We start from the raw sequence: 22,596 nt of genomic DNA, 5'->3' as shown, positions 1-22,596 counted from the left end.
CGGGCGCCGCCTGGTCCGTCTCCGTCAAACGCTCCGGCCTAGCCTGAGCGGGTCTTCGGCGGCCACAGGAGTACCTCGTTATCGTCGGGGTCGCGGACGCGAAGCGAGCCGTCCACGTCGTCTGGACCTCGTGCGAGGGGCTGGATTCCGTGCTCTTTGAGCCGCTCCTCGACGCCTTTCGGGTCCGGACATGCGACGACGACCTGGGCGGTGGGACCGAGGGTCAGGTGAGGGTCCTCCTGGCCTTCGACGAAGGCGAGCCAACTGCCCACATACAGGGCACGCTCGCTCTCTCTGACCTGGACGCCCAGCACACCGGCGTAGAAGTTGCGGGTCTCGCTCAGATTCCTGACCTGGAGAGCGACACGCGTGACCGTGGGTGGCTCGGCGGTCCGGTGTTCGGAGACCTCCGGCCGCCCAGCTGCCGCGGTCTCGGTGCGCACGGCCGGTTCTCGACGCTGCTGGGTGCGAAGCTGCCGGTCGATCATCACATGCTGGCCGTCGTCCAAGGTGAGGCTGAGCCGGGCCGTCCTCTGTTTTCCGGAACTCTCCAGGTCGATCCATCGCGCGTCACGCACGCCGCGTCCGTCGACGAAGGTGTCGGGAAGCTCGGCAGCGGCGACTGACTCCAGCCATGCCCTGGTGTCCGGGGCGGGGAAGGACGCAGGCTCTACGTCAGGTCTGGGCGGGGACAGCCTCTCCGCCAGACGGCCGATGTAGCCGTGGTCCTGGAGCGTCGGCGTCAGACCGTCGAGCCACTTCGTGCCGTGCACCGCGCCGAGGAGCCCTCCAGACATGGACGCGAGCGTGTCGGTGTCGGCGTCGGCGAGGAACGCCGATTTGCGCAGACCGGCCTGCGGCTTCACCGCGAATCTCTCCGCGATATAGCAGGCCGCGGCGGCGCTGATCGTCCCGGCCCCATTGACCTTGGCGTCAAAGCATCCCAGCTGCCGAAGAGCTTGGTCGTCGTCGGCGAGAAGTCCGCGTTCCAGGGAGGACTGGACCGTCCGCAGGAGATCCCGCATCTCCCGCCCTGTGTTCTCCCAGGAATGCCGGAAGTCGTGACCATGGTGTTCGGCGAACGCACGCAGCCAGTCATCGGGCAGGTTCTCGTGAGGGACAGCCAGGTCGCTCCAGTCCGCCGACGTGAGGAGCCAGTCGACCAGACCGCCGTACTGCATCGCCTCACGCCGCCGCAGTGTGTGCCAGACCGCCAGTCCATAGACGACCGCTCCGACCAAGGCCCGGGGATGTCCGTGGGTCGTCATGCCGTCGAGGACGATTCTTCTGACGAGGTCCTGCGGACATCCATCCTCCGCTAGGAGGAGCGCATGGGGAGCGACACGCATGGCCGCACCGTTGCCTCCGGCGGCGAAGTACTCGTCTACCTCGTCCTTGCTCGACCGCCACGGGGCCGTGCCCCTCGCCCACGCCCGGGTGGCCTTGAGGACGGCACGTCCACCACCACGCTGGTAAACAGACCACACGCGCAGTTCCACGTCGGTCAGCCACGTCAGCCAGTCGTCACCCGTCAGGCACGCCCGGGCCGTGGCTAGGAGGAGCTGGGTGTCGTCGCTGTACTCACCGGCGGCAACAGGGTCCTTGTACCGCGTGAAGCGTCCGCCTCCCCACCGCGTCCAAGGGCGGAACTCCAGCCGCGGCTCGACCCGTCGCGCTTTACGACCTCCGACGATGCCGCTCCGCTGCTCCTGCGGCCAGCCCAAAGCGTCTCCGACCGCGGCCCCGAGCAACGTGCCCTGGCTCCGGTCGCGCCAGTCCACAGGAGTTGGCTCCGTCATCGCCTCTCCCCATCATCTGAGGGTTCCCAGGATGCCAGGGGGATGGAATTCCCACCGTGGATCCGCTTGCGCAGCTCGTCCCTATCGAACAGGGCATCGGAGACAATCCAGGACAAGCGGGCCGGGTTTTGTCCAACCACGCGCAGCCGAGAACATTCGTTGGCGGCGTCATCTGTGGTGGGAACGGCCACGGCGGTGACGTGGCGAATGTCGATGGGCCCGGGCACGAGTGCTTCCGCCTGAAGGTCGGTGGCCGCGCCCGGCAGATGAGAGGGTCTCCGGTGCTGTTCGCCCACTCTGTTGGCGAAGCAGGCGAGGAGCCCCTCACCGCCTGATTTCAGGTGCGCGCCGTTGTCCTTGGCCGCGTTGTGCGGGGCGAAAAGCGTGCCGGGGCGGGTCACCAGCGACGCCTCCAGGAAGAGGCATACCCAGTCGGGGTAGTTGATGTATTCCGGTTTGGCCCTCGCCTGGGCGAGATAGTAACCGTTGGGGTACTGGAACGTGCAGCAGATTTTGTCGGGGTGTCCGTCGAACCGCTCCCTGTCGGTCGGGGAGAAGTAGTCGGGAGCCTTCAGCGCCAAGTCGGCACTGCTGCGGATCAGGCCGTCGCCGAGGATGTAGGACAGGTTGCGCGCGGGAGTGAAGTGGGCGAGGCGGGTGAACGCGCACTTGCGGAGGGCATCAGCGACCTCGGGGCACGAGGATGTCATGGCTGGATCTCCGTGAACAGGCCGTCGTCGGTGGGGAGGAGCGGGGTCCGGTCACCGCTGTAGGTGATGAGGAGGTCGGACTTGGCTCGCGTAATAGCAACGTAGAGGAGCTTGGCCTCGCGCTCCCAGGCGTCCTCGGCGCCGAAATAGTCGACGGTCTCCTGCATTGGCATGCTGGCTGCCCCACAGAAAGGTATGAGGACCGACTGGAATTCCAGCCCCTTGGCCGAGTGGAACGTCGTGTGGTAAATGCCCGGATCGGCGTCCCACGAGTACGGAACGGTGTCGAGACGCTGAGAGGAGAGTCCCTGGCAGACAAGGCCGAGGTCGGCCCATGTGCGGCCGATGATCGCCACGGTTCCCTCGGCGGCGAGCCGCTGGGCCGTGTCCCGTATGACCCTGATCTCCTCCTCCTGGTTCCGGCACTTCACCAGGGTCGGCTTGGGGCCGTTTGCGCTCGGCGCGATGGGAGCTATGAGGTCGTCTGATTTCCCGAAGAACGGTTGGGAGCTCAGGGCGATCGCGACGTTGGCGATCGCGGTGGAATTCCGGTAGTTGTCCTGGAACCTCTCGACTTTTCTCACTTTGAGGCCGCAGGACTTCCACGACATGGCCTGCCCGTAGATCTGCTGGGCATAGTCGCCGAAGAAGGTCACCGATCCGTCGGGGGCCGCGGCGTCGGCCAGTGACCTGATCTGCTCGGGAGAGAGGTCCTGGCCTTCGTCGATGACGATGTGCCGGTAGTGTCTCGGACTGTCGTCGAGGGCCAGCTGGTGGCGCACCGTTATGGCGATGTCGTCCCAGTCGAAGTCGTAGTCGGCTGATTTCCGCACTTCGCGGTAGTGCTCAAGGACATCCCAGACGGCTTCCTTGGCCCGGCCCCTGATGGGGGTCTTCCGGCCGAGACGCTCGGATTCCAGGTACTCTTCCTTGTCCTGAAATCCCATGCCGGTGATCCACGAGATCTCGTCCCGGAACCATTCCGCTTCGCGCTCGAACAGCTTGAGCCCCGGGTGGTTCGTGGCCGCCGCGTGGACGGCTCGCCGCACGAAGCCGACTCGTCCCTTGCCGAGGATGTTGCGTCCGCGTATGAGACCGCGGTCTTTTAGATAGCCACGCGCGAACCGTCCATAGGTACGGATGTGGAAGTTCTCCGTGTCCCCGCCGGACATATTCGCCAGATACTTCGCCAGCGCTCTGTTGTACGTGATGAGGAGAGTCCTGCCCCAGGCCGGGGCGCCGGGCTGGGAAAGGTGGAGCGCGCGCATGGCCGCCATCACCGTCTTCCCGGTTCCAGCGGTTCCCAGAACCACTTGATGACCCGTGGCGGGGAGGTAGATGACGTGGCTCTGCCGCCCCTTGGGTTGGGGAAGGTTCATGGGGCCTCTCCAGGGTGTGGGGGGATGACGACTCTCGGTGAGGTGCGTGCCATGCGAGAAGCTAAGCATTTATAAGCATGTACGGCAAGTACCCAGGTATCATTCTTGGTGTTGGCATTGATGGAGGCCGAAAGGGCTCCCGCCGGCCGCGGTCACCAGCGGGCAGCCCACGGTGGCTGCTGAGACGGGGCCCTGTTGCTTGTTGATGCCGAAGGCAAGTTCGGCAATGATGCCGATGTCAGCCCAGAACCTCAGGAGAGCGCGCATGCCGCGACCCAGCACAGACCTCGGTGCGTACATTGCCGACGTCGGCGAGGCAGTGAGGAAGCGTCGCGAGGCGCTCGGCTTGGACCGTGCTCAGTTCGCTCGCATGCAGCCGTCCATCTCCTACCGGCTGCTGCAGGCCATGGAGCTCGGCGAACGCACGCGTTACAGCGATTTCGCCCTTGCCAAGCTGGAGCGGAAGTTGGGGTGGGAATCGGGTTCGTTCCGGCGCATGGCCGGCGGCGGTGAGCCGAAGGCCGTCGAGGACCGGCTGATCGCCGCCGAGTACGACAGAGGCTCCAGGGTCGAGACACGCCACTACCGCAGGCAGGGAGTCAACCTCGTGCAGCGGATCTATGACGATGTCTCGGCCGACCTGACCGCCGATGACGACCTCACACTTGCGGAACGGGAAGCGCTGCTGGAGAAGGCCCTGGAGGTCGCGCGCAGCCAGGCGCTCATGATCATCCACACCGAACGTCGGCATCGGCGCCGACTGAGGGGAAACGACTAGCGACCCTCGTGGCGTCGTTGTCCAGGCAGGTGGCCGGATCCGGCCACGAGACGCGAAAAGCCCGTCGCTGCGCCGAATCCCGCCCGCGATTGATCGATTCGAGGCTGTTCGTCGTGGTCGCGCGTGGAATCGGCGAAGCCACGCCCTTTACCATGATCACCCCGCTATAGGTCCGTATTCGTGCACGTGACAGGGAGGGACCGTGCCCAGCGCCCCGCATCCCCCGGAGGACCGCTCAGGCCGGGATTGGAAGTATCCGCTCGCGATCACTGTCGCTCCTCTCCCCAAGGGCACGGAGTTCGTGACCACGAGCCTGCCGTTCGGGCGCGGAGACCCGGATGGCGTGCTGGTGACCGTGAACCAGGGGATCATCCTGGGCCAGCTGTTGCGCGCCTATGAAGGCCAGCTCTTCGGCGCGCCGCGCGAGCTGCTGTGCGAAGCGTCCGGCATCACGGACCCGCGGATCGACCCCGTGGAGTACCAGCACCAGATCGAAAGGCGCTACGACCTGGACGCGCCGGTGACAGCCAGATTCCTGCGCCGCTACGAAGACGAATGGGGCTTGATCCCGGTCAATCCGGTCCTCGCGAGCTGACGGCGGCCCATCGTCTGCTCCCCTCACCCTTCCCACAAGCCCGAGCTGGCAGTGCAAACTGGGGAGGCGCCATGGAGAGGAGTGACGGAACCCGCCATGCTCATCAGTAAGTGGCCCGCGGGGACGTTCGTGTCCCGGCTTGGTGAGGCCGCCCGTGCGGATCTGCTCGGGCTGACGCAAGCGCGGACGTACCCGACGAGCACGACGCTCCTTCGACAGGGCCACTCGGAGAACACGGTCTACGTCCTCCGGTCGTCACAGCCGGGCAACTCCGCGTGCGTCAAGGTCACCACCCGCCTGCCCAACGGTGTCGAGACCCTGTTGGCGGTCCGCGTCAGCGGTGATGTGGTCGGCGAGATGGGGCCGTTGCGGGGATCGGCCCCGATGGCGACGGTGACCACGTGCTCGCCGACCATCGCCCAGGCGATCCCCACTCCCGTGTTCATGAACTTCCTGGACCGGAACCGGGATGCGTGGGGTGCGATCGGCTCTGTGCTGGGCGACCGCCTGGAGTGGGCGGAGCGTCGTCGCACCGATTTCGCGGTCTACGAGGTCCCGGTGCGCCTCGCCCGGGTCATCGTCGATCTCGTCGACCGCCATGGGGCGGTGACCGACGACGGCCTCGATCTCGGGGTGCGCCTCTCCCAGGCGGAACTCGGGCGACTCATCGGGGCCAGGGAGGACGCCGTGGGGCAGGCGTTGCGCGGGCTCCGGGACGACGGCTACATCCGGTCGCGCTACCGGCAGGTGACGGTGGTCGACCTTCACCGCCTCCGGGTATTCGCCGACCTCGCCTGAACCCCGGTCAGGATCCCGGGAGCAGACCCGCCACCGCCCCGCCGATCCCCACGGAGAGCATCCCGGCGACCCAGGGGATGGCACGGGCGACATGGAAGTTCTTGCGCTGCGCGATCGCGGCGAGCATCTGTGACATCTCCCAGGCCTCCGCACTCGTGAAGGGCGTTGGAGCCGGCCAGGACGCGCCTATCCCCGTCAGCCCGAATCGGTTCGCCCCGTGGGGGACGCCCATGCGGGGTCGCAGCGCCTGCGCCAGGTGATACCCGGAACCGAGGAACGCGATGGTGAACCCCGCCAGCAGCAGCGCCGCCACCACGTCGCCCCGCTCGGAGAGCTCCGACTGGGAGGACATCGCCGCCACAGCGGCGCCAGCGTAGGCCACGAGCAGAGCGCCCACTTTTCCGTCTGCTTGCTGGACATTGCTCTGAAAGAGGGTTATGGACGCCAACGCGGCTGAAATGTCGTTTGGGTCCTGATTCGTCATTTTGACCCTTTCGCGCTTCCTGGGGGTCGATCGGCCTCGATTACTGATTCCATTGGAAGCGTGCGGTTCTGCCATAATCCCGGATCAATCAGCAATTGCGGGTGTGTGTATCGTCACAGCCCTTATCAGGGAGTTCGCCCATGAGAATGCCGACTGATCAGGAATCCTCCTGACTGTTTCGCGCCAGACTTGCGTTGGGTTCGAGGTTCGAATCGGATGAACGGGCACTGAGGAGGAGGAAGGGTATGGATTGTCATGAAGAATTCGGTCGCCGGCTGCTCTGGTCTGTCGATATCAAGGGATTCGGGAGTGCGGATGACCAGCGGCAGGCCGATTTTCAAGAAGCACTGCCACAGCTCCTCAGACGGGCCGTGACGCGCTCCGGACTCAAACGCGCATCCTGGGAGGTCAATTCGACGGGAGACGGCGAACTCGCCGTTCTCCCGGCGGACACTCCGGAACCGGTCGTGGTCGAGACGTGTGTCCGGGAGCTGGCGGCGGCGCTGCGCCGCTACAACCACGACCTGGTGCCCGAGGCACGGCTCCGGCTCCGCCTGGCGATCCACCACGGCACCGCGGTCGCCTCACCCCACGGGTACCGGGGCAAGGGCATCGTCGCCGTGGCCCGACTGGTCGACAGCGACGTGCTCCGCCGAGCACTCGCCTCCTCCGGCGCTGACCTCGCGGTCATCGTCTCCCAACCGGTCTTCTTAGACACCGTGATGCAGCGGCACACCGGCCTGGAGGTGACCGACTTCCGGTGCGTGCGCGTGGTCAGCAAGGAGTTCGCCGAGGACGCCTGGATCCATGTCCCAGGACACGACGTGCACGGACTCGATCTCGGCCGAGCATCCGAGCCGGACGACCCCGGAGCCGAGAAGCCCTCGAGCCCGCCGACGCGTGCCGCTGACCGGGACGCCGCGACGTCGGGCGGCGGTCCGCGGGACGCGAAGCACTACAGCGCCGGACACGTGGTGCACAACGAGTTCAACGACCAGGTCGACGCCTCGAACGGCGTCATCGGAATGCGCTTCGAGTAGGGGAGGAACGGGTGACCGACGAATCGTCCGGGGACGCGGGGCGAGACGGTCCGGTCGATGCCGCGCCTCACGCCGCGGCGGAGGACGGCCCGGCCAGGGAGCGGCGGGAGACAGCAGAGAAGGAGGACAAGCGGCGGAAGAGCGAGGAGGCGGAGAACGAGGAGAAGGCCGAGCGGGACGGCCGGGAGTCGGACCCCGACGACACTCGTGATTCCGGAGCTAGCGGACTCGGTGCCGACGAGCGTGCCGACCGGATGTTCGCGGTCAACAACTACTTCAACGGTCCGGTCAGCGCCGGGGACAGCACCATCGGAATCGCTGCCGGGACGGGCCGTCCGGCGGCGGCCAAGGTAACCGGGCGCCTAAGTGACGCCGAAGTCCGCACGGCACTGCGGCACATCGTGCATCCCGCCCCCTACCAGCAGGCCAGGGAAGAGCTCCGCAAGGCCCACCTCGTCGTCCTCACGGGGGATCCCGGTCTCGGGCGGCGCACCGGCGCGATCTCGCTGATCCGCGACGTGACGGAGGGCCTCGTCGTGGTGCTCTCGCCCTCGATGTCCCTCCATGAGCTCACCGAGCGTTCCTACACGCGCGGGAGGGGCTACATCGTCCTCGACTGGTTCGGCGGCCAGGGGCACGGCCCGCTCCAAGAGCGCGACTTCCACTGGAAGGCGTTGCGCGACCGGGTCACCGACGCCGGCGCCCACCTGGTGATCACGACCACCCCGCGTCCCGGTGCGCCGTCGGCCGAATCCGTAGCGCATATTCCCTGGCGGCGTCCTGATACCGGCCACGTCCTGCGCGAGCGGCTCGGCTCCGGAATCGCCGATGGCGGCACCGACGCGGCGGCCGCATCGGTCCCCGACGAATGCACCATGGCCGACCTCGTCGAAGTCGCGAACCGGCTCGCCCAAGGCGAGGCCCCCGAAGCCGCGGTGACCGAGGTGTTCCGCGAAGCCGACCGGCAGCGGATCGGCCAGTGGTTCGGCGGTGAGCACGTTGAACCGCCCACGAGCGGACACGCCGATGACCACGACGGCGGTCGCCAACGCTCCCGCGACGAGATCGTGGAGATCACCGCCCTCGCATTCATGCTCGGGATGAAGCAGCGTGACATCGAGGCCACCGCACTGCGCCTCGACGCCGCGCTCGCCGCACGGATGCCTCCCCCGGTACGGCCGAGCACAGGATGCGAGGCGCCGCAGCCGCCCCCACCCGGCCAGGATGTGCTGCCTCAGCGGCGCATCGGCCGCTTCTCCCATGACCTGGTCCGCGTGGAGCACCACCATGCGGACGGGGTCCGGCAGCGGATACCGGTATTCCTGGAGGCGAACGACCGTGTCGAGGTCCTCCGTGAGCTGTGGGAACGCTTCGACGTGCGTTTCTGGGACGCCGTGCGGACCTGGATCGACACGGTCATCGCCGAGCAGCGGTTCCGTGTCCCGACGGCCGAGGGCTTGGCGACGCTCGCGGCAAGCGCACTGGACGAAGTCGCGGAGACCTACCTGGAACCGTGGTCGCGGGGCGCCGCCGACTGGGCGGGCCAGATCACCGCGACCTATGTCCTGTGGGTGATGTGCCGGGACGACCGGCTCGCGCCCGTGGCGCTGCGCACCGCCGTCCGGTGGACCACCGAGGGAACGAATGAGCAGCAGGAGACCGGGGTGCTCGCGTGGAGCGGGGCACTGGGGGTGCGCTACCTCTCCGAGGCGATCCGCCGACTCATGCGGATCATCGTGGACGCGAGTGACCCGCTCCGACCGGCAGTCCACGTTCCGGGACCGGCGCTGGGCCTTGACGCGGCCATCGCCCTGGGCGCCCTGTTCGGCACCCTGACCGACCAGGAGCAGAGCGCCGGGGAACTGCTCAGGCGGGTGGAGGAACTTCTCCGCAGCACCCGTCCGCACGATCGGACCCGCCATCGCCGCACGCTCGCACTGCGCGCGGTCCTCTCCGTCCTGACCGTCGAATCCGCGCGAAACGACGCTCCGGCCGTCGCGCTCCACATCGACCGCGATCCCACGGTCATCCCGCAGGTCGCAGACCTGTGGGCGGCCGTCATCGTGCATCGGCCGGTTCGGCGCTCCGCCATCCTCGCGCTCTGGGAGACGCTGTGCGCCCTCCGGCTGCTGAGCGCCGACGCCGACAAGCGAAGCCAGGCGCTCGTCGCGTCTCTCGCCGAGGCCCTGCCACGCGACGAGCACGAGGACTTTCGCGCCGCCTTCACGACCATCGCCCGCCGCCCCGACGAAGAACGACCGTTCGCCGAACACATCCTCGCGATCCTGCTCAGGGCCATCGGCCCGAGCACGTCCACGGCCTAGGAAACCGGGAGAGAAGACGATGAGCACCACCGACACGGACTCGGACATGGACACGCGCACTCCCGCGTTCCCGATCGTCGAGCGGCGTGTACTCCAGCCGCCCACGCGGCGCGGATTTCTGGGCCTGGGCGGCCGTCGCCGCGACCGCTCGGAGCTCCCGAGCGCCGAGGCACACCAGGTGCTGGTGTACCGCACCGGGGGCGGCTACCTCGTCGACAGTGGAGAGACGCCGCTCGACGACGACAGAGTGACGACCGCCGACCACGTGAGCCTGGTCGACCTGGGACACGACGTCCCCGTGACCATCGAGCGCGAGATCCCGTCCGCCGAGGACGCCGGCTTCACCCTCCAGATCACGTTCACCTGCACGGTGACCGACGCGGAAACGGTGGTTCGCGCCGGACGTGGTGACGCTCACCAGATCATCGACATCTACCTCCGGAAATACGAGAAGCTCCACCGGCTCGGTCAGAGCCACACGCTCTCCGAGGTCAACACTGTGCGCGATGTGGTGAGTTCGCAGATCCAGGCCTATACCGAGCTCATGCCGCCGCACGTCCCCGGAATGCGCATCGAATACGCCGGGACGGAGATCAAGACGCCGGACGTGCTCAAGGAACATCTCACCAAGCGTCGCGAGACATCCAATGAGCAGGAGATCCGTGGGATGGTCACCACCTTCACCCGCGAGATCATGGTCGGGCTCAGCGAGTCGATCCAGAACCGCACCATTGAGGCACTGACCTTGAGCGTCGCCGAAGGAAAGACCAGCCTGAGCGAGCTCGCCGACCGGATCGCCGCTGAGCGCGACCGTGAAGAACTGGCGGAGGAACGGCGGCTCCAGGAGGAGCGCGCCGATGAGCAGCAACGGCGGGAGCAGGAGCGCGAGGACGCCCTGCGCCGGGAGGCACGGGAACACGAGTGGGAGGTCTGGGCACGCGAGGACCGGCACCGTCGGGAGCACCTGCAGAAGGAGGTCCTCACCACCGCGATCCGCTACGGCCACGGCGACGACGTCCCCATTGACGTTCGCGGCATCCTGGCGGAACAGCTGGGGACCTCCACCCCCTTGACGCAGCCCACCCCGGTCGATTCATCCGTGCGGGAGAAGGCGCTCCCCGAAGCGGAGGCCGACACGGGCCGCTCGGCCTCGGACCGTGAAGCGGACGAAGGCGAGAACGCTCGCCGTACAGAGCACAGTGGCGACCGCAGTGATCGCGCGTCTTTGGACATCCGGGAGGACGACCATGACGACTGACTCCGCGACGCGGTCGGCGCCTCTCCCCACACCTCCGTCAGTTCCACCGCAGGAGCCGTATCGGCCGGCCGCAGAGGACACAGGCTGGGGACGCCAGGTACGCAGGCTCACCGGCGTGAGCGAGGAGCTCCTTGCCTGGCATCCCGGCGAGCGCGCCCGCTACACCCGGCAGGGCCTGGTCATCCTGGGGACCGGATGCATGGCGGGGTTGGCCGCGCTGATCGGCCTGGGCCGGTTCACCCCGACGCCGTGGCCCCTCCTCATCCCGCTCGCCCTGTTCTGGGCCGCCCTCATCCTCGCGCTGGACTGCTGGCTGGTGTCCACCACCCATGGCACGGCAGGCGTCATGAAGCTTCGGGTGCTGGCAGGGCGCATCGCCCTGGCGGTCCTGATCGGCTTCGTCGTCGCCGAGCCGCTGCTCCTGTATCTTTTCCAACCCGCGATCGAACGGGAGGTGGAGCGGACCTCGCAGGACGAGGTGGACTCCTACGCGTCGATGCTGCGGCGGTGCAACCCGGTCTCAGGTGAGAAGGTCGACGACCCGAACTGCGACGACCATCTCATCACGGTGTCCGATTCGACGTTTCTCTCGGTACGGGAGGAACTCGACTCGGCGACGGAAGAACGCGATGACCTCGCGGAGCGGATCGGGGAGATCGAGAGCACGCTCGCGAAGAAGAATGACCTGGCCCGCCGCGAGTGCAACGGGACGGAGGGCGACGGTCTCACCGGACGTGTAGGCGCAGGGCCCAACTGTCAGCGGCTCCGAAGGGAGGCGGACGACTACCGGTCGGACAGCCGCCTCGACGAGCACCAGCGACGGCTCCTCGAACTCGACGGAACAGTGGGTTCCCTGGAGAGCAAGGTCGGCGAGGCGTCCGGCGACTACGAGAGCGCGTTGACCAAGCAGATCGACGACAAGATCGCGGCACGCGCCGACGAGGACGGCGAGGCCGGAATCCTGGAGGAGATGGACGCGCTCCACCGGCTGTCCCAGAACAGCGCCTACGTGTTCATCGGGGAGTGGGCGCTGCGCCTCCTCCTCATCACCGTCGACGCGCTGCCCGTCCTGACCAAGCTGCTCGGCGGCGTGAGCGCCTACGACCGGCTGTGCTCGCGCCAGCGCCGCCAGGAGTCCGACCTTTATGAGAAGGAACTCGAACTCAGGTACCGCAGGGAAACCGACGAGAAGGACGAAGAGCTCCGCACCCGCGAGATGAACAGGGAACGCCACATCCGCCACACCGAACTGGAGGCCCACACCGACCGCGCCCAAAGCGGCGCCGACCTCAACACCGCGATCGACGCCCTCGCCGCCAGGTTCCGCGGCGACCAGGACGCACCAGCAGACGACAAGGCGCAGTGATTACGGGTTTCCTGCGGAGACAGCTGCTGGATATGTGATAGGCCCTCGACCCCACCGGGGATCGAGGGCCTGTGTCGATTGGGTCCTGCTACAGGCGATCGCGCTTCACGTCGGTCAGGAAGGCGCGCCATTCGGCGGCATCAAAGGTCAGGTGGCCGAGGCGGCGGTTCTGAGTATCGCGGACAGCCGCCCCGCCAGGCAGGTCGGCCACCTCGACGCAGTCTTGAGTTCTAGCGCCGCTGTAGCTCGACTTGCGGAAGACCATGTGGGGTTCACGCATTGGTGGCGTCCTGGTTACGGGAGATGAGCAGGTTCTGGATGATCTCTCGTGATTCGTCCAGAGGAAGAGCTTCCGTCCGCACGAAGTCATAGATCTGCTGGTAACGCTGAATATCGGCGACCTTCTCCAAGTAGATCTCCTCGGACAGCGTCTCCAGGTACACGATCGGCGGGTCAGGGGACGGAAAGTCCATGATGACGAACTGTCCCGTCATTGCCGCATGTGGCCCTCGATCAATCGGAAGCACCTGTATGTCCAGATTATCCCGCATCCCTACATCGAGCAGATGCTGGAGCTGACCTCGAAGTTGAGAGGTGACTCTAAGGAGAGCAGCCTCGTCGATGACGGCGTGATAAGCGGGAGGGGTGCTTCGGGTCAGCAACTGTTGGCGAAGCATCCGGGCTGCTACGCGCCTCTCGACCTCTGTTTCGTCATCGACGCCATCACTACGGATGACCGCGCGAACGTAGTCTTCGGTCTGCAGCAGCCCTGGGATGGCAGCAGGCTGGTACGTGCGGATCTGTGACGCCTCGGTCTCCAGTCCGACGAACTGCCCGGACCCAAGCACATCGTCAAAGGTGGCCCACCAGCCCTTCTGGTTGGCCTCCTTGGCCAGGTGCTCGCAAGCAGCGATCTCATCGAGATCGGTCACGTCGTAGATGTCCAGGAGAACGCGGACATCATCGACACGAAGACGCTTCCACTCACCGCGCTCCAGGCGAATGACCTTGCTGTCCGACCACCCGCGAGGACGACCTGAGCGTTTCTTCGCCTCGTCAGCAACCTGCCTGGCAGTCCAGCCCTTACGATCGCGCAGTTCGCGCAGGCGGCGCGAGAGCCGTCGGCGTCTGAGCGTGGGGCTGCTGATCACGTCGCTCGCCTTCCTCTCGGCCTCTCCTGCGTACGAGGCCGATCCTATGTTCCGCCGTGGCGAACCAGACATTTCACGCACCATTCAACTACGGGCATGATCGACAAGTAAGCTCGTCGCAGCTCTTTAAAAATGACGATTGCAAATAAGCATGTGATCGGTCACTATAGGCCTAAGTGAGGCTCTCGCCACATGGGTCCCCCGACGCACTCATGCGACGAGGCTCCAACAAAAAGACCCCGGCGAGTCGGTTCCAGCCAGGACTCCCGGGGCGTGGCCAACAGACCAACAAGGAGCTCTGTTGACGATGCACACTCTACTTCGACGACGGCGATCTCAACGCGTCCGTCCCTACCTCCTCGCCCTGGAACACCGCCGTTCAGCGCAGAACGCCGCCTTCCAGCGGTTCCTCTCTGAGGTGGGCCGATGAGCACCCTCAAGACCTGGACGGTCACTTCCCTCCGGAAACTGGAGACCTGGGCCCGCTACCACAACACCACCGTGACCACCGTCGAAGAGGCCTGGGACCACATCACCCACCAGGCCGAGACGCTCAGCCGCGACGGTGTGCGCTTTCGCTGTACCTACCGGGAGCAGATGCCGCCCGGTATCGCGCTCAAGCGCCGCGCCCACACCTACACGGTGACGCTGTTCCACGGACCCGGCGGGGCCTCCTGCTACCACGTCCGCAAGGTCACCCCCGACCTCGGCGCGGGCGGCGACCCGGCCCACCTGGCCGAGCTGGTCGCCGCCGCCGAGATCCAGCGCCAACGCCGACCCGTGTGCGGAGCCACCGCCGAGAACCTGACGGTGCTCACCACCGAGCGCACCTATCCCACCGACTGCCCAGCGCAGGTGAGGCTGCGATGATCTTCCCCCAGCTCCCGCCGGGCCACCTCGGCGACATCTTCACCGAAGTCCGGCAGAAGGCCGAAGGCCTCGACTGCACGCTCACCTGGCACCGCACCGATGACGGCTGGCGGTTCCACCTGACCGACCACGTCACCGGAACCAAGCGCACCCACGCCTACCTGGCCGTGGTGCAAGCCCGTCTCGCCCAGGTCGAGGCTGAACGCGGCTGACCGCCCCCCCCAAACCGGTTGCCCGACCCTGCGGAGGGGGCAGGGTCGGGCAACCCCTGACCTGCCACTACGACTAGGCCCAGGATCAGCCAACGGGCTCCCCGCTGCCGCCCCCACCAGGATTCACTCCCGGCGAGCACCCTCGGGCCAGACCACGTCCACCGGGACTCCCCGGCCCCGCGCGGCGTTGACCGCGTCACCGGTGCCGCCCTTCCCGCCGGACGACTGGCCGTCCCAGACGGCAACGAGGCGGTCGATCCCGCCCAGGATCGCCTCATTGGCGTCTTCGTAGGCCGCTCGACCCGCGGTTTTGTGCGGCATATACCGGACCAGCGTCGAGCGCATCAGGAGCTCGTCGAACTGGTCGAGGTTGTGCGGCTTGACCTTCGCCTCGCGGTAGTCGACTGCGGGAAGGACAACTTCAAGCTTTCCGCCGGCATCCAGGACGACCTCGGCGAAGACCTGATCAGCACCTCGCGCGAGACAGGAGAGGCCGACCAAGTCGCCGTCGGCATACGGGGCGAGCAGATCGGCCAAGGCGTCGCGAACGAGGGGCACGCTGTCGGCTGAGAGGTTCGAGTGACCGGTGATCCCGATCCGCGTCATGCCAGCTCCTTCATGGTCGATTGCTCGGCCAGCAGAGTATTCGACAGCCCTTCGCGCGCCTCGGCCACGGCGGGCTCGCGGTGGAACACCGCAGCCCCGCGGTACCAGTCGTGTAGCCGCCGCCGCACGCCGCCAAGGTCGGGCTGCCCTGCGGCGACCTGGGAGAGTACGCGGGGCGGGTGTTCGACTTCCATCGGGAGACCCCCGAGATGACGCGGTTGATGATGTGGGAGGCCCTGCACTACGGCAGCGACCCCCTCCCCGACGGGCACTACGCGCGCAAGGCCGCGACGCTGGCCGAGGCGACCGGCGCGCCTCTGGACGACCGGGCGGCCGCGGCCACCTTTCTGGCGGTCATCGGAGTCGCGGTCTGGCCGCTCGCCTTTCCCCAGATGACGCGCCTCATCCTGGGCGCCGATCCGAACAGCACGCCCGATCTGCGGTCCTACGTCGTGGCCGTGGCCCGCACCCTGCCCGATCCGGGAACGGTCGGCGCGGACCGAGCCGACTGTCGGTGAGCGCGTTGGCGGGGTGCCGCGCCGACCGTGACTGAGACGAGAACTGAGACTAGCTCACGACGAAGGGCCCGCCGCGTGCGCGGCGGGCCCTTCGTGACCTGCGGAGGATCGGGGATTTGAACCCCGGAAGGCGTTGCCACCTAACCGCATTAGCAGTGCGGCGCCATAGACCGGACTAGGCGAATCCTCCTGGCAGGCACAAGAGTACAGAGTGCGGGGGTGCGGGCGCAAAACGAATGGGGACGGCGGGTGGGTTCAGGACATGGCGCGTTCGATGGCGAGGTCGGCGTCGAGGCGGAGTTTGGCGACGGCGCGGGAGAGGGTGCTCTTGACCGTGCCGACCGTGATGCCGAGCTGTTCGGCGATCTGGGCCTCGGACATGTCCTCGTAGTAGCGGAGCATGACGGTCGCACGCTGCCGTTCCGGGAGGCGGTCGATGGCGCGGTGCAGCAGGTCGGCGAGGTCGCTCTTCCAGGTGGGGTCGTCGACCTGTTGCTCGGGGATCTCCTCGGTGGGGAAGATCTCCAGGTGCTTGCGGCGCCACTCGGAGATCTGGGTGTTGACCATGGCCCGGCGCACGTATCCGTCCCGGGCGCTGGGGCTGTTGATGCGGTCCCACGCGAAGAAGGTCTTGAGCAGGGCCGCCTGCAGCAGGTCCTCCGCGTCGGCGCGGTTGCCCGTCAGTGACCGTGCCATCCGTAGCAGTGCCGGGCCACGCTCGTCGACGTAGCCGGAGAACTCCTCGTACCTGGTTCGCCGCGTCGTGTCTTTCACACGGACCACCGATCCGGGCTCGCGACCACGTGGTGTCCGCCCCTGCGGGTGGTTGCGCGGTCTCGCTCACGCGTCCGCCCTCGTGGGCTACGACGTGGTCTCGGTCACAATCTTCACCTTGTTCTTCACTGTTGCACGCGATACGTAATGATCAGCTCTCTTTCACATCATGTTCGAACAAACGCGAAGGATCGGGCGGATCGCGAGCAACCAGCCCACAGGGGGTCTCGTGCGTCGGACGAAGGCGACATTGCGGTCGCTTCCCCGGGCGTTTCGCGTCAGCCGTAAGCCGGGATTGATGACGAAAACAGGGTCGTTCGGCGTGTAACACCCCGACCTGGGAACGGATGGCGAAAATGGAACCGGGCACGGCGGAACAGGAGGGGCGATGTCAGTAGATATAGGTGACCGCAGACGGCTCACCGCCGCCGTCCTCGGTGAGGACGCGGCCCCTGTAGCCGACGAGCTACCGGGCCGGGTCGCGCGCGGCGTGGTCCTCGACATCACGCCGCACATGCTGCGCATCGCGACGCCGCGCGGGGAGGAGCCCTTCCTGTTCGAGCGCTCCACCACCTTCTGGCGCGGGCGCGACGTCGACTCCTCGGCGCTGCTCCCCGGCGACGACGTCGTGATCCGCTGCGCCCACGGCGGACGCTGGGTGGCCGAACGCGTCTGGGCGCAGATCGCCCGCGTCACCGGTGTGATCGCCGCGCGCGACGGCGACGCCCTGGAGGTCGACGAGGGCCACGGCCGTCCCCGCCGCCACGTCGTCATCCCCTACCGCGCCTCCGGGCGCATCGGCGTGCGCCACCCGGTCCTCGAACCCGGCTACCTCTTCGACGCCATCGGCCTCTGGCACGACGGCGCCGTGCACGCCATGATTCCGGCCACGACCCAGGCCCCCTACCCCGTCGACGAGGCCCCGCGCCGCCCGCCCGTCCACCGTTTCCCAGGTGCGGTGTCCGGAACCGTCGGCTGGTACGACCCGGCTCTGGGGCGCTCGACGCACGTCAACCCGCTCGCCCGCGCAACGGGCGCCGCCTACCCGGCGCTGGATCCCGGCGGCGACTGCGGCGACGTGTGCGACCGCGGGGAGAGCTGCGGACCTCTGCCCCTGCTCTCCATCGGCACGACGTTCTCCTTGAGCAACGACTGCACCGGCCTCTCCACCGCGCTCCAGGTCCTCTCCTGCGGCTCGGCCGTCGGCCGCTTCTGCGACCTCTGCACCGCCTGTGAGAGCGAGGCCAGCGGCCGTATCGCGCAGCTGACCCTGATGAGTTATGTCGCCCTGGGCGGGTGCCCAGAGTCCGGATGCTTCAACGCGACGCTGACAGTGGGGTGACGAGATGGTCGTCGAGACCTTTGCGATCAACGCGATCAACGTGACCGGCGTCGCCGACGTCGCCGATTCGGCCGACGTCATCGGTGTGGTGCGCGATATCCAACTGCCGATCCTGGTCCTGCTTCTGCTCCTCGGCGCGGTCGCCAAGATCGCCGACCGCTCGCCGCGCGGGAGCGGCCCGGTGGCGCTGCTGCCGAGCCGGTTTCACCGCCGCTTCGAGCTGGCCAACGGCTGGCTCGAAGCCGTGCTCGCCGTCGGCCTGCTCACCCTGACCGCCCTCCCGGGCGACATCGCCCGCGGGGCCACGGCGGCCCTCTTCCTGGTGGCGGCGCTCCTGCTGTTCCGGCTGCGCGAGCGCGACCCGGAGCTGGGGTGCGGCTGCTTCGGCGGGCTGAGCACGACCCCGGTGGGGTGGCGCACGATCGCGCGGGCCCTCGTCCTCGCCGCCGGGGCCGTCTCCACCATCGGGCTGGAGTCCACCGGCGTGGTCGTGCTCGCCGCTCCCACGCTCACGCACCTGGTGGCCATGGCGGCCGAGGTGGTGCTGATCGCCGCTCTGTCCCCAGAGCTCAATGAGCTCGCGATGCGCCGGTTCCACCTGGAGCCGTGCGAGCTGCGCGAGGTGCCGCTGCGGCGGACCCTGACCCGGTTGAAGGCCAGTGATGTCTGGCGCGCCAACACGGCGCTGATCACCGAACCCGACGCGGAGCCCGCGGATGTGTGGCGGCACGGCTGCTGGCGCTTCATCCGGTTCGCGGGGACGCGCGACAACCGGGACGTCGACGTCGTGTTCGGCGTCCACGTGCGGGGGCGCCGGCCGGCCGTCCGCGCGGCCATCAGTGATGGCGAGACCGGGGAGACCCTGGCTGTGCTCGGCGAAGTGGCCGCCCGATCCGCTCTGCCCGGGCCGGGAGAACGGGAGGCCGTCGAGCTACCCGACACGGTGATTCCGGTGCAGGATCCCTCGAAGACCGCCCCGAGGTGAGGTGCCGGGCACCCCGGAGTTCCGCCGCCGACGGCGGAGACAATGGGACGTGGGGGCGCGTCCGACGCCATTCGGCCATACCGCCGCTAGGCCGAACAGGTGCGCTGCCGTGATCGCGCCGCCCACGTCCGATTTGTTCGAACGCCAGTTCGATTAGTCTCGACTCTAGTGCATCGGCACCCCTCGCGCCACCCGTTCCCGCGTCTCCGGGGATCCACGGAACCGCCTCCGCCGTGCCGCACGCGGCCGCGGCGGGTCCGCTGTACGGGGCTAGGGAAAGACCCGGTCCTCGCGCTCGACCGCCGCTTCGGTGAACGCTTGCAGGGTCTTCTTGTAATCCCCGTCCTCGTTGGTGCCGAGGATGGAGGTGACCCCCAGGTTGTCCCCGTTGCGGTAGAGAAGGCTGTGCAGCACCACCGGCTCCTTCTCCATCTCGGTCTCCACGGTGTAGGCACGGGAGGCATCGGCCACCTCCTCGATGTCGAGTCGCTCCATCTTGTACGACGTCGTCGCGCCCTCCTCGAACCGGACCTCGTACTCGAGGCACTCCTCCGGCAGCGGGGTGTCGACCACCTTCTGCGCGGTCTTCTCGCCCGTCGCGATCAGCATGTGCGCGATGGTGTCCTCGCCCCGCAGGAACGTCGCCAGCGAGCTCGGCGCCTCCCGCACCTTCTTCAGCCGCCCCCACCGATTGGCCGCGTCCATGCATTCGGGGTTGTCCATGTCGGCGGACTCGCGCAGCTCCTCCGTCTGCTGGATGGTCGCCAGCCGGGCGTAGGTGCCCTGTTCGCTCCGCTCGGGGACGATCTTGGCCTCACCGAACTGCACGAGCTGCGCGTCGCGCAGCTTGGCCGCGGCCTCGGCGTTCGGGTCGTCGTTCGCCGTCTCGCCGCCGATCGCGTAGCCACAGGCGGTGAGCGCGGAAGCGATGGTCGCAACGCTGAGCACTTTAATGATTACTTTCCGTAGCTTTCCAGGGTGGTCCATGGTGCTATTTCCTCTTCTGTGCGATATTGCCGCTGAGGTCCGAGTGGGTATTTTCGGCGGACCATCGCCGTGCGTATTCTTGGACTTGCACAGAGTATCGAGGAAGGACAATGGTGTCGGAGCGGAATTCGTCGTATTTCCGGGCTGTACTTAGTTCCATCCCCGTCTACACGCCGGGCCGCAAGGTTGTCGGTCCGGACGGACGGTCGATGAAGCTCTCCTCCAACGAGAGTCCGTACGGTCCGCTGCCCTCGGTCCTCGACGCGCTGGCCGCCGCGGCCACCGAGATCAACCGCTATCCCGATACCGGCGCCGTCGCGCTCACCGCGGCCCTGGCCACCCGGTTCGGCGTCCCCGAGGACCACGTGGCCGTCGGCGCCGGGTCCGTGGGGGTGCTGCAGCAGCTCCTGGAGGCCACCGCCGAGCCCGGCACCGAGGTCGTCTACGCCTGGCGCTCCTTCGAGGCCTACCCGCTGCTCGCCGACCTGTCCGGCGCGACGTCGGTGCGCGTCCCCCTGCGCGACGAGACGCACGATCTCGACGCCCTCGCCGATGCCATCACCGACCGCACGCGCGTTGTCCTCGTCTGCAACCCGAACAACCCCACCGGCACCGCCGTACGCGAGGCCGAGCTGAACGCCTTCCTCGCCCGCGTCCCCGACCACGTCCTCGTGGTCCTCGACGAGGCCTACCGCGAGTACGTCCGCGACCCCCAGGTGCCCGACGGGATCGACCTGTTCCGCGACCGCCCCAACGTCGCGGTCCTGCGCACCTTCTCCAAGGCCTACGGCCTGGCCGCGCTGCGCGTTGGCTTCCTCATCGGCCACCCGGACGTCGCCACCGCCGTCCGCAAGACCATGGTGCCGTTCGCGGTCAACCACCTGGCCCAGGCCGCCGCGCTGGCGTCGCTGGAGGCCGAGCGCGAGCTGCTGGAGCGCGTGGAGCTCACCGTGAAGGAGCGGGGCCGGGTGCGCGACGCGCTGATCGCCGACGGCTGGGCGGTGCCGCCCACCGAGGCCAACTTCGTGTGGCTGCGCATGGACGATGCCACCCTCGACTTCGCCGCCGCGTGCGAGGCCGCCGGCGTGGCCGTGCGCCCCTTCGCCGGCGAGGGGCTGCGCATCAGTATCGGCACGCCCGAGGAGAACGACGCCCTCCTGGCCGTCGCCCACGCCTACCCGACGCGGAACAAGGGCTGACCCGCCGCCCTGTCCGGCACCGCCGCCGCGCGCGAACGACGGCGCCGGGGGAGGCCGCGGTGACCACCGCGGCCTCCCCCGGGCTCCGCCGCCCGGCCGGTCGAGCCGGTTCCGGCTGCTCGAGCTACTTGCCGGCCTTGTCCTTGTCGAGCTTCTCCACGATCAGCCGGTAGAGCTGGCGCGGGCGCCCCGGCTGCAGCGTGCGGTTGGGCGGCAGCGGCCAGGCGAGCCCCTCCTCGACGAGGGTGCGCAGCAGCCGCCGGGCCGTACGCGGGGTGACACCGAGCATCCGCCCGGCGTTCTCCGCGTCGACGACCAGCGGGCCGTCCTCCTCGGCGATCTTCTCGGACAGCCGCACCAGGGTCTCGCGGCCCTTGGTGCGCAGGGGCTCCGCCGTCTGCCGCTGCGGGGCACGCTGTGCGGGAACCAGCGACCGGCCCTCCCGATCGACCGCGAAGCTCTGCCGGGTCGCCTGCGCCCGGCTCAGCGCCGCACGGGCGTGGGTCTCGGCGTCCTGCGTGGTGCGCCCCATGCCGATGCCGACCTCGATGGCGATGCCGAGCTCGGCCTTGATCCGCTCCACGAACGGCGGCTGCCGGAAGCCCTCGGTGGCCGACACCAACGAGCCCCGCGTCGCGGTGATCATGAAGGTGTGGTCGTCCACCGGGTGTGCGGCCGCGTTGATGCGGTGCGCCTCCTGCAGCAGCAGCCGGTGCAGGGCCAGCCGCAGCTCGTCGCGCCAGTATCGCGGGGTGGAGCGCCGCGTGGAGTCGCGCAGCGTGGGGACGTCGACGATCACCACGCCCAGCTGCGCCTCCTCCAGGCGGTGGTGCGCGCCGAGCAGACCCGCGGTCTGCAGGGCACTGCGCACGCCCGCGTTGGTCGGACGGAGCCGAATCACCGGTACCCCGATCGCCTCCAGCCGCTCGGCCACACCCCGGACACAGGTGATGGCCATCCGGGTGGCCTTGCGCCGCCACAGCCCCTCGTGGAACGAGGTCAGCTGTGCCGTGCTGGTCAGCTCCTCATGCACGTGGATGCCGTCGACAGGCAGGTCCACCTCGGAGTACGCCTCGACGACATCGGCCCGGCCGAGTACGTCGAGGCTGGCCCGCGTCGGCTCGAATCTCTCGTCCAAAGTGGCCCGCAGAAGGGCCTCGTGCAGGCTGGCCCCGCCGAGCGGCACGTAGGTGGCGGGCATCGTCAGTACCCCCGCCTTACGTGCGAACTCGTATGGGACGGGGCTCGCGAACAGATAGGCATCGATCGCTGACCCCAGGCGCAGTACCTTGTCGGTCGCCTCTTGCTCGTCTCGATAGGCGGCGGCGATCAGTCTGGCGTTGAGCGGGCCCGTGGACCCCGGCCCCATGAGCATGATGCGCTCCACCACTTCATGCGGCCCAATGACACCAATTGTCAAA

The 22,596-nt window shown here is 68.0% G+C and carries 24 protein-coding genes and 1 tRNA gene; 13 read left to right on the top strand and 12 right to left on the bottom strand.

The window, feature by feature from the left end:
- Nucleotides 1-38: 38 nt before the first annotated feature.
- The 3 genes from CDO52_RS01235 to CDO52_RS01225 are packed head-to-tail and all read right to left on the bottom strand — an operon-like array spanning nucleotide 39 to nucleotide 3,888.
- A complete protein-coding gene (locus tag CDO52_RS01235) occupies nucleotides 39-1,799 on the bottom strand; it encodes an ADP-ribosylglycohydrolase family protein (protein WP_026125958.1) in 1,761 nt (586 codons plus the stop codon).
- Complete coding sequence (locus tag CDO52_RS01230; protein WP_017619606.1) at nucleotides 1,796-2,509, bottom strand: DarT ssDNA thymidine ADP-ribosyltransferase family protein; 714 nt, start codon at nucleotides 2,507-2,509, stop codon at nucleotides 1,796-1,798. Before CDO52_RS01230 ends, CDO52_RS01235 begins: the two co-directional genes overlap by 4 nt.
- Nucleotides 2,506-3,888: a 3'-5' exonuclease gene (locus tag CDO52_RS01225; RefSeq protein ID WP_017619605.1), complete on the bottom strand. Its 1,383-nt coding sequence runs from the start codon at nucleotides 3,886-3,888 to the stop codon at nucleotides 2,506-2,508. Before CDO52_RS01225 ends, CDO52_RS01230 begins: the two co-directional genes overlap by 4 nt.
- A 265-nt stretch (nucleotides 3,889-4,153) precedes the next feature.
- Between CDO52_RS01225 and CDO52_RS01220 the strand changes: the two genes are divergently transcribed.
- The 3 genes from CDO52_RS01220 (at nucleotide 4,154) to CDO52_RS01210 (ending at nucleotide 6,059) form a co-directional block, all read left to right on the top strand.
- The gene (locus tag CDO52_RS01220; protein ID WP_017619604.1) at nucleotides 4,154-4,666 is read left to right on the top strand and encodes a helix-turn-helix domain-containing protein; all 513 of its coding nucleotides are present in this window, start codon (nucleotides 4,154-4,156) and stop codon (nucleotides 4,664-4,666) included.
- Between the two features lie 301 nt (nucleotides 4,667-4,967).
- Nucleotides 4,968-5,261, top strand: a complete 294-nt coding sequence (locus tag CDO52_RS01215; protein ID WP_152471690.1) for a hypothetical protein — start codon at nucleotides 4,968-4,970, stop codon at nucleotides 5,259-5,261.
- Between the two features lie 96 nt (nucleotides 5,262-5,357).
- Nucleotides 5,358-6,059 (top strand): Crp/Fnr family transcriptional regulator, encoded by a 702-nt coding sequence (locus CDO52_RS01210; protein ID WP_017619602.1) that lies wholly within the window; start codon nucleotides 5,358-5,360, stop codon nucleotides 6,057-6,059.
- A gap of 7 nt (nucleotides 6,060-6,066) precedes the next feature.
- Here the strand turns inward: CDO52_RS01210 and CDO52_RS01205 are convergent, their stop codons facing one another.
- Nucleotides 6,067-6,456, bottom strand: a complete 390-nt coding sequence (locus tag CDO52_RS01205; protein ID WP_152471689.1) for a hypothetical protein — start codon at nucleotides 6,454-6,456, stop codon at nucleotides 6,067-6,069.
- A gap of 458 nt (nucleotides 6,457-6,914) precedes the next feature.
- On the opposite strand from CDO52_RS01205, the gene CDO52_RS01200 reads away from it, so the two are divergent.
- The 4 genes from CDO52_RS01200 (at nucleotide 6,915) to CDO52_RS01185 (ending at nucleotide 12,531) form a co-directional block, all read left to right on the top strand.
- Nucleotides 6,915-7,583 (top strand): hypothetical protein, encoded by a 669-nt coding sequence (locus CDO52_RS01200; RefSeq protein ID WP_017619600.1) that lies wholly within the window; start codon nucleotides 6,915-6,917, stop codon nucleotides 7,581-7,583.
- Between the two features lie 11 nt (nucleotides 7,584-7,594).
- A complete protein-coding gene (locus CDO52_RS01195; RefSeq protein WP_017619599.1) occupies nucleotides 7,595-9,907 on the top strand; it encodes a hypothetical protein in 2,313 nt (770 codons plus the stop codon).
- Nucleotides 9,908-9,926: 19 nt separating this feature from the next.
- On the top strand, nucleotides 9,927-11,165 hold the full coding sequence (locus CDO52_RS01190; RefSeq protein WP_017619598.1) for a hypothetical protein: 1,239 nt from the start codon (nucleotides 9,927-9,929) through the stop codon (nucleotides 11,163-11,165).
- A gap of 115 nt (nucleotides 11,166-11,280) precedes the next feature.
- Entirely contained in the window at nucleotides 11,281-12,531 is a 1,251-nt protein-coding gene (locus CDO52_RS01185) for a DUF4407 domain-containing protein (protein ID WP_017619597.1), read from the top strand.
- An 88-nt stretch (nucleotides 12,532-12,619) separates the two neighbouring features.
- Here CDO52_RS01185 and CDO52_RS01180 read toward each other — a convergent pair whose 3' ends face one another.
- Both CDO52_RS01180 and CDO52_RS01175 read right to left on the bottom strand, forming a co-directional pair.
- Complete coding sequence (locus tag CDO52_RS01180; RefSeq protein ID WP_017619596.1) at nucleotides 12,620-12,811, bottom strand: DUF397 domain-containing protein; 192 nt, start codon at nucleotides 12,809-12,811, stop codon at nucleotides 12,620-12,622.
- The gene (locus CDO52_RS01175) at nucleotides 12,804-13,682 is read right to left on the bottom strand and encodes a helix-turn-helix domain-containing protein (RefSeq protein WP_033300785.1); all 879 of its coding nucleotides are present in this window, start codon (nucleotides 13,680-13,682) and stop codon (nucleotides 12,804-12,806) included. The genes CDO52_RS01180 and CDO52_RS01175 overlap by 8 nt, the downstream gene beginning before the upstream one ends.
- 426 nt (nucleotides 13,683-14,108) lie before the next feature.
- On the opposite strand from CDO52_RS01175, the gene CDO52_RS01170 reads away from it, so the two are divergent.
- Nucleotides 14,109-14,552: a hypothetical protein gene (locus tag CDO52_RS01170; RefSeq protein WP_017619593.1), complete on the top strand. Its 444-nt coding sequence runs from the start codon at nucleotides 14,109-14,111 to the stop codon at nucleotides 14,550-14,552.
- On the top strand, nucleotides 14,549-14,764 hold the full coding sequence (locus tag CDO52_RS01165; RefSeq protein ID WP_017619592.1) for a hypothetical protein: 216 nt from the start codon (nucleotides 14,549-14,551) through the stop codon (nucleotides 14,762-14,764). The genes CDO52_RS01170 and CDO52_RS01165 overlap by 4 nt, the downstream gene beginning before the upstream one ends.
- Before the next feature lie 123 nt (nucleotides 14,765-14,887).
- On the opposite strand, the gene CDO52_RS01160 is transcribed toward CDO52_RS01165, so the two are convergent.
- Together CDO52_RS01160 and CDO52_RS27055 are read right to left on the bottom strand one after the other, a co-directional pair.
- The gene (locus CDO52_RS01160) at nucleotides 14,888-15,370 is read right to left on the bottom strand and encodes a hypothetical protein (protein WP_017619591.1); all 483 of its coding nucleotides are present in this window, start codon (nucleotides 15,368-15,370) and stop codon (nucleotides 14,888-14,890) included.
- Nucleotides 15,367-15,564, bottom strand: a complete 198-nt coding sequence (locus tag CDO52_RS27055) for a hypothetical protein (RefSeq protein WP_083919932.1) — start codon at nucleotides 15,562-15,564, stop codon at nucleotides 15,367-15,369. The genes CDO52_RS01160 and CDO52_RS27055 overlap by 4 nt, the downstream gene beginning before the upstream one ends.
- Nucleotides 15,565-15,579: 15 nt before the next feature.
- Here CDO52_RS27055 and CDO52_RS01155 point away from each other — a divergent pair, with 15 nt between their 5' ends.
- On the top strand, nucleotides 15,580-15,888 hold the full coding sequence (locus tag CDO52_RS01155) for a hypothetical protein (RefSeq protein WP_232524361.1): 309 nt from the start codon (nucleotides 15,580-15,582) through the stop codon (nucleotides 15,886-15,888).
- 101 nt (nucleotides 15,889-15,989) lie between these two features.
- Here the strand turns inward: CDO52_RS01155 and CDO52_RS01150 are convergent.
- Nucleotides 15,990-16,078, bottom strand: a tRNA-Ser gene (locus CDO52_RS01150).
- Between the two features lie 65 nt (nucleotides 16,079-16,143).
- Nucleotides 16,144-16,662 (bottom strand): SigE family RNA polymerase sigma factor, encoded by a 519-nt coding sequence (locus CDO52_RS01145; RefSeq protein WP_017619588.1) that lies wholly within the window; start codon nucleotides 16,660-16,662, stop codon nucleotides 16,144-16,146.
- A 388-nt stretch (nucleotides 16,663-17,050) separates the two neighbouring features.
- Between CDO52_RS01145 and CDO52_RS01140 the strand changes: the two genes are divergently transcribed.
- Complete coding sequence (locus tag CDO52_RS01140; RefSeq protein ID WP_026125955.1) at nucleotides 17,051-18,004, top strand: hypothetical protein; 954 nt, start codon at nucleotides 17,051-17,053, stop codon at nucleotides 18,002-18,004.
- Nucleotides 18,005-18,008: 4 nt separating this feature from the next.
- A complete protein-coding gene (locus tag CDO52_RS01135; protein ID WP_017619586.1) occupies nucleotides 18,009-18,989 on the top strand; it encodes a MauE/DoxX family redox-associated membrane protein in 981 nt (326 codons plus the stop codon).
- A 270-nt stretch (nucleotides 18,990-19,259) separates the two neighbouring features.
- Here CDO52_RS01135 and CDO52_RS01130 read toward each other — a convergent pair whose 3' ends face one another.
- Nucleotides 19,260-19,937, bottom strand: coding sequence for a hypothetical protein (locus tag CDO52_RS01130; protein WP_017619585.1), 678 nt, complete (start codon nucleotides 19,935-19,937; stop codon nucleotides 19,260-19,262).
- A 149-nt stretch (nucleotides 19,938-20,086) separates the two neighbouring features.
- On the opposite strand from CDO52_RS01130, the gene hisC reads away from it, so the two are divergent.
- Nucleotides 20,087-21,175: a histidinol-phosphate transaminase gene (gene hisC / locus CDO52_RS01125; protein ID WP_051060816.1), complete on the top strand. Its 1,089-nt coding sequence runs from the start codon at nucleotides 20,087-20,089 to the stop codon at nucleotides 21,173-21,175.
- Nucleotides 21,176-21,299: 124 nt separating this feature from the next.
- On the opposite strand, the gene CDO52_RS01120 is transcribed toward hisC, so the two are convergent.
- On the bottom strand, nucleotides 21,300-22,565 hold the full coding sequence (locus CDO52_RS01120; RefSeq protein ID WP_094932165.1) for a transcriptional regulator: 1,266 nt from the start codon (nucleotides 22,563-22,565) through the stop codon (nucleotides 21,300-21,302).
- Between the last annotated feature and the right edge of the window lie 31 nt (nucleotides 22,566-22,596).

This window comes from Nocardiopsis gilva YIM 90087, assembly GCF_002263495.1.
Lineage (GTDB): Bacteria > Actinomycetota > Actinomycetes > Streptosporangiales > Streptosporangiaceae > Nocardiopsis_C > Nocardiopsis_C gilva.
This window is presented reverse-complemented; position numbering and strand designations above follow the sequence as displayed.

Bases quoted from the DNA above. Each gene is read 5' to 3' on its own strand.
- hisC (WP_051060816.1), top strand. From the start codon at position 20,087: ATGGTGTCGGAGCGGAATTCGTCGTATTTCCGGGCTGTACTTAGTTCC.
- CDO52_RS01160 (WP_017619591.1), bottom strand. From the start codon at position 15,370: ATGACGCGGATCGGGATCACCGGTCACTCGAACCTCTCAGCCGACAGC.
- CDO52_RS01230 (WP_017619606.1), bottom strand. From the start codon at position 2,509: ATGACATCCTCGTGCCCCGAGGTCGCTGATGCCCTCCGCAAGTGCGCG.
- CDO52_RS01170 (WP_017619593.1), top strand. From the start codon at position 14,109: ATGAGCACCCTCAAGACCTGGACGGTCACTTCCCTCCGGAAACTGGAG.
- CDO52_RS01225 (WP_017619605.1), bottom strand. From the start codon at position 3,888: ATGAACCTTCCCCAACCCAAGGGGCGGCAGAGCCACGTCATCTACCTC.
- CDO52_RS27055 (WP_083919932.1), bottom strand. From the start codon at position 15,564: ATGGAAGTCGAACACCCGCCCCGCGTACTCTCCCAGGTCGCCGCAGGG.
- CDO52_RS01220 (WP_017619604.1), top strand. From the start codon at position 4,154: ATGCCGCGACCCAGCACAGACCTCGGTGCGTACATTGCCGACGTCGGC.
- CDO52_RS01135 (WP_017619586.1), top strand. From the start codon at position 18,009: ATGGTCGTCGAGACCTTTGCGATCAACGCGATCAACGTGACCGGCGTC.
- CDO52_RS01235 (WP_026125958.1), bottom strand. From the start codon at position 1,799: ATGACGGAGCCAACTCCTGTGGACTGGCGCGACCGGAGCCAGGGCACG.
- CDO52_RS01140 (WP_026125955.1), top strand. From the start codon at position 17,051: ATGTCAGTAGATATAGGTGACCGCAGACGGCTCACCGCCGCCGTCCTC.
- CDO52_RS01210 (WP_017619602.1), top strand. From the start codon at position 5,358: ATGCTCATCAGTAAGTGGCCCGCGGGGACGTTCGTGTCCCGGCTTGGT.
- CDO52_RS01190 (WP_017619598.1), top strand. From the start codon at position 9,927: ATGAGCACCACCGACACGGACTCGGACATGGACACGCGCACTCCCGCG.
- CDO52_RS01155 (WP_232524361.1), top strand. From the start codon at position 15,580: ATGACGCGGTTGATGATGTGGGAGGCCCTGCACTACGGCAGCGACCCC.
- CDO52_RS01165 (WP_017619592.1), top strand. From the start codon at position 14,549: ATGATCTTCCCCCAGCTCCCGCCGGGCCACCTCGGCGACATCTTCACC.
- CDO52_RS01180 (WP_017619596.1), bottom strand. From the start codon at position 12,811: ATGCGTGAACCCCACATGGTCTTCCGCAAGTCGAGCTACAGCGGCGCT.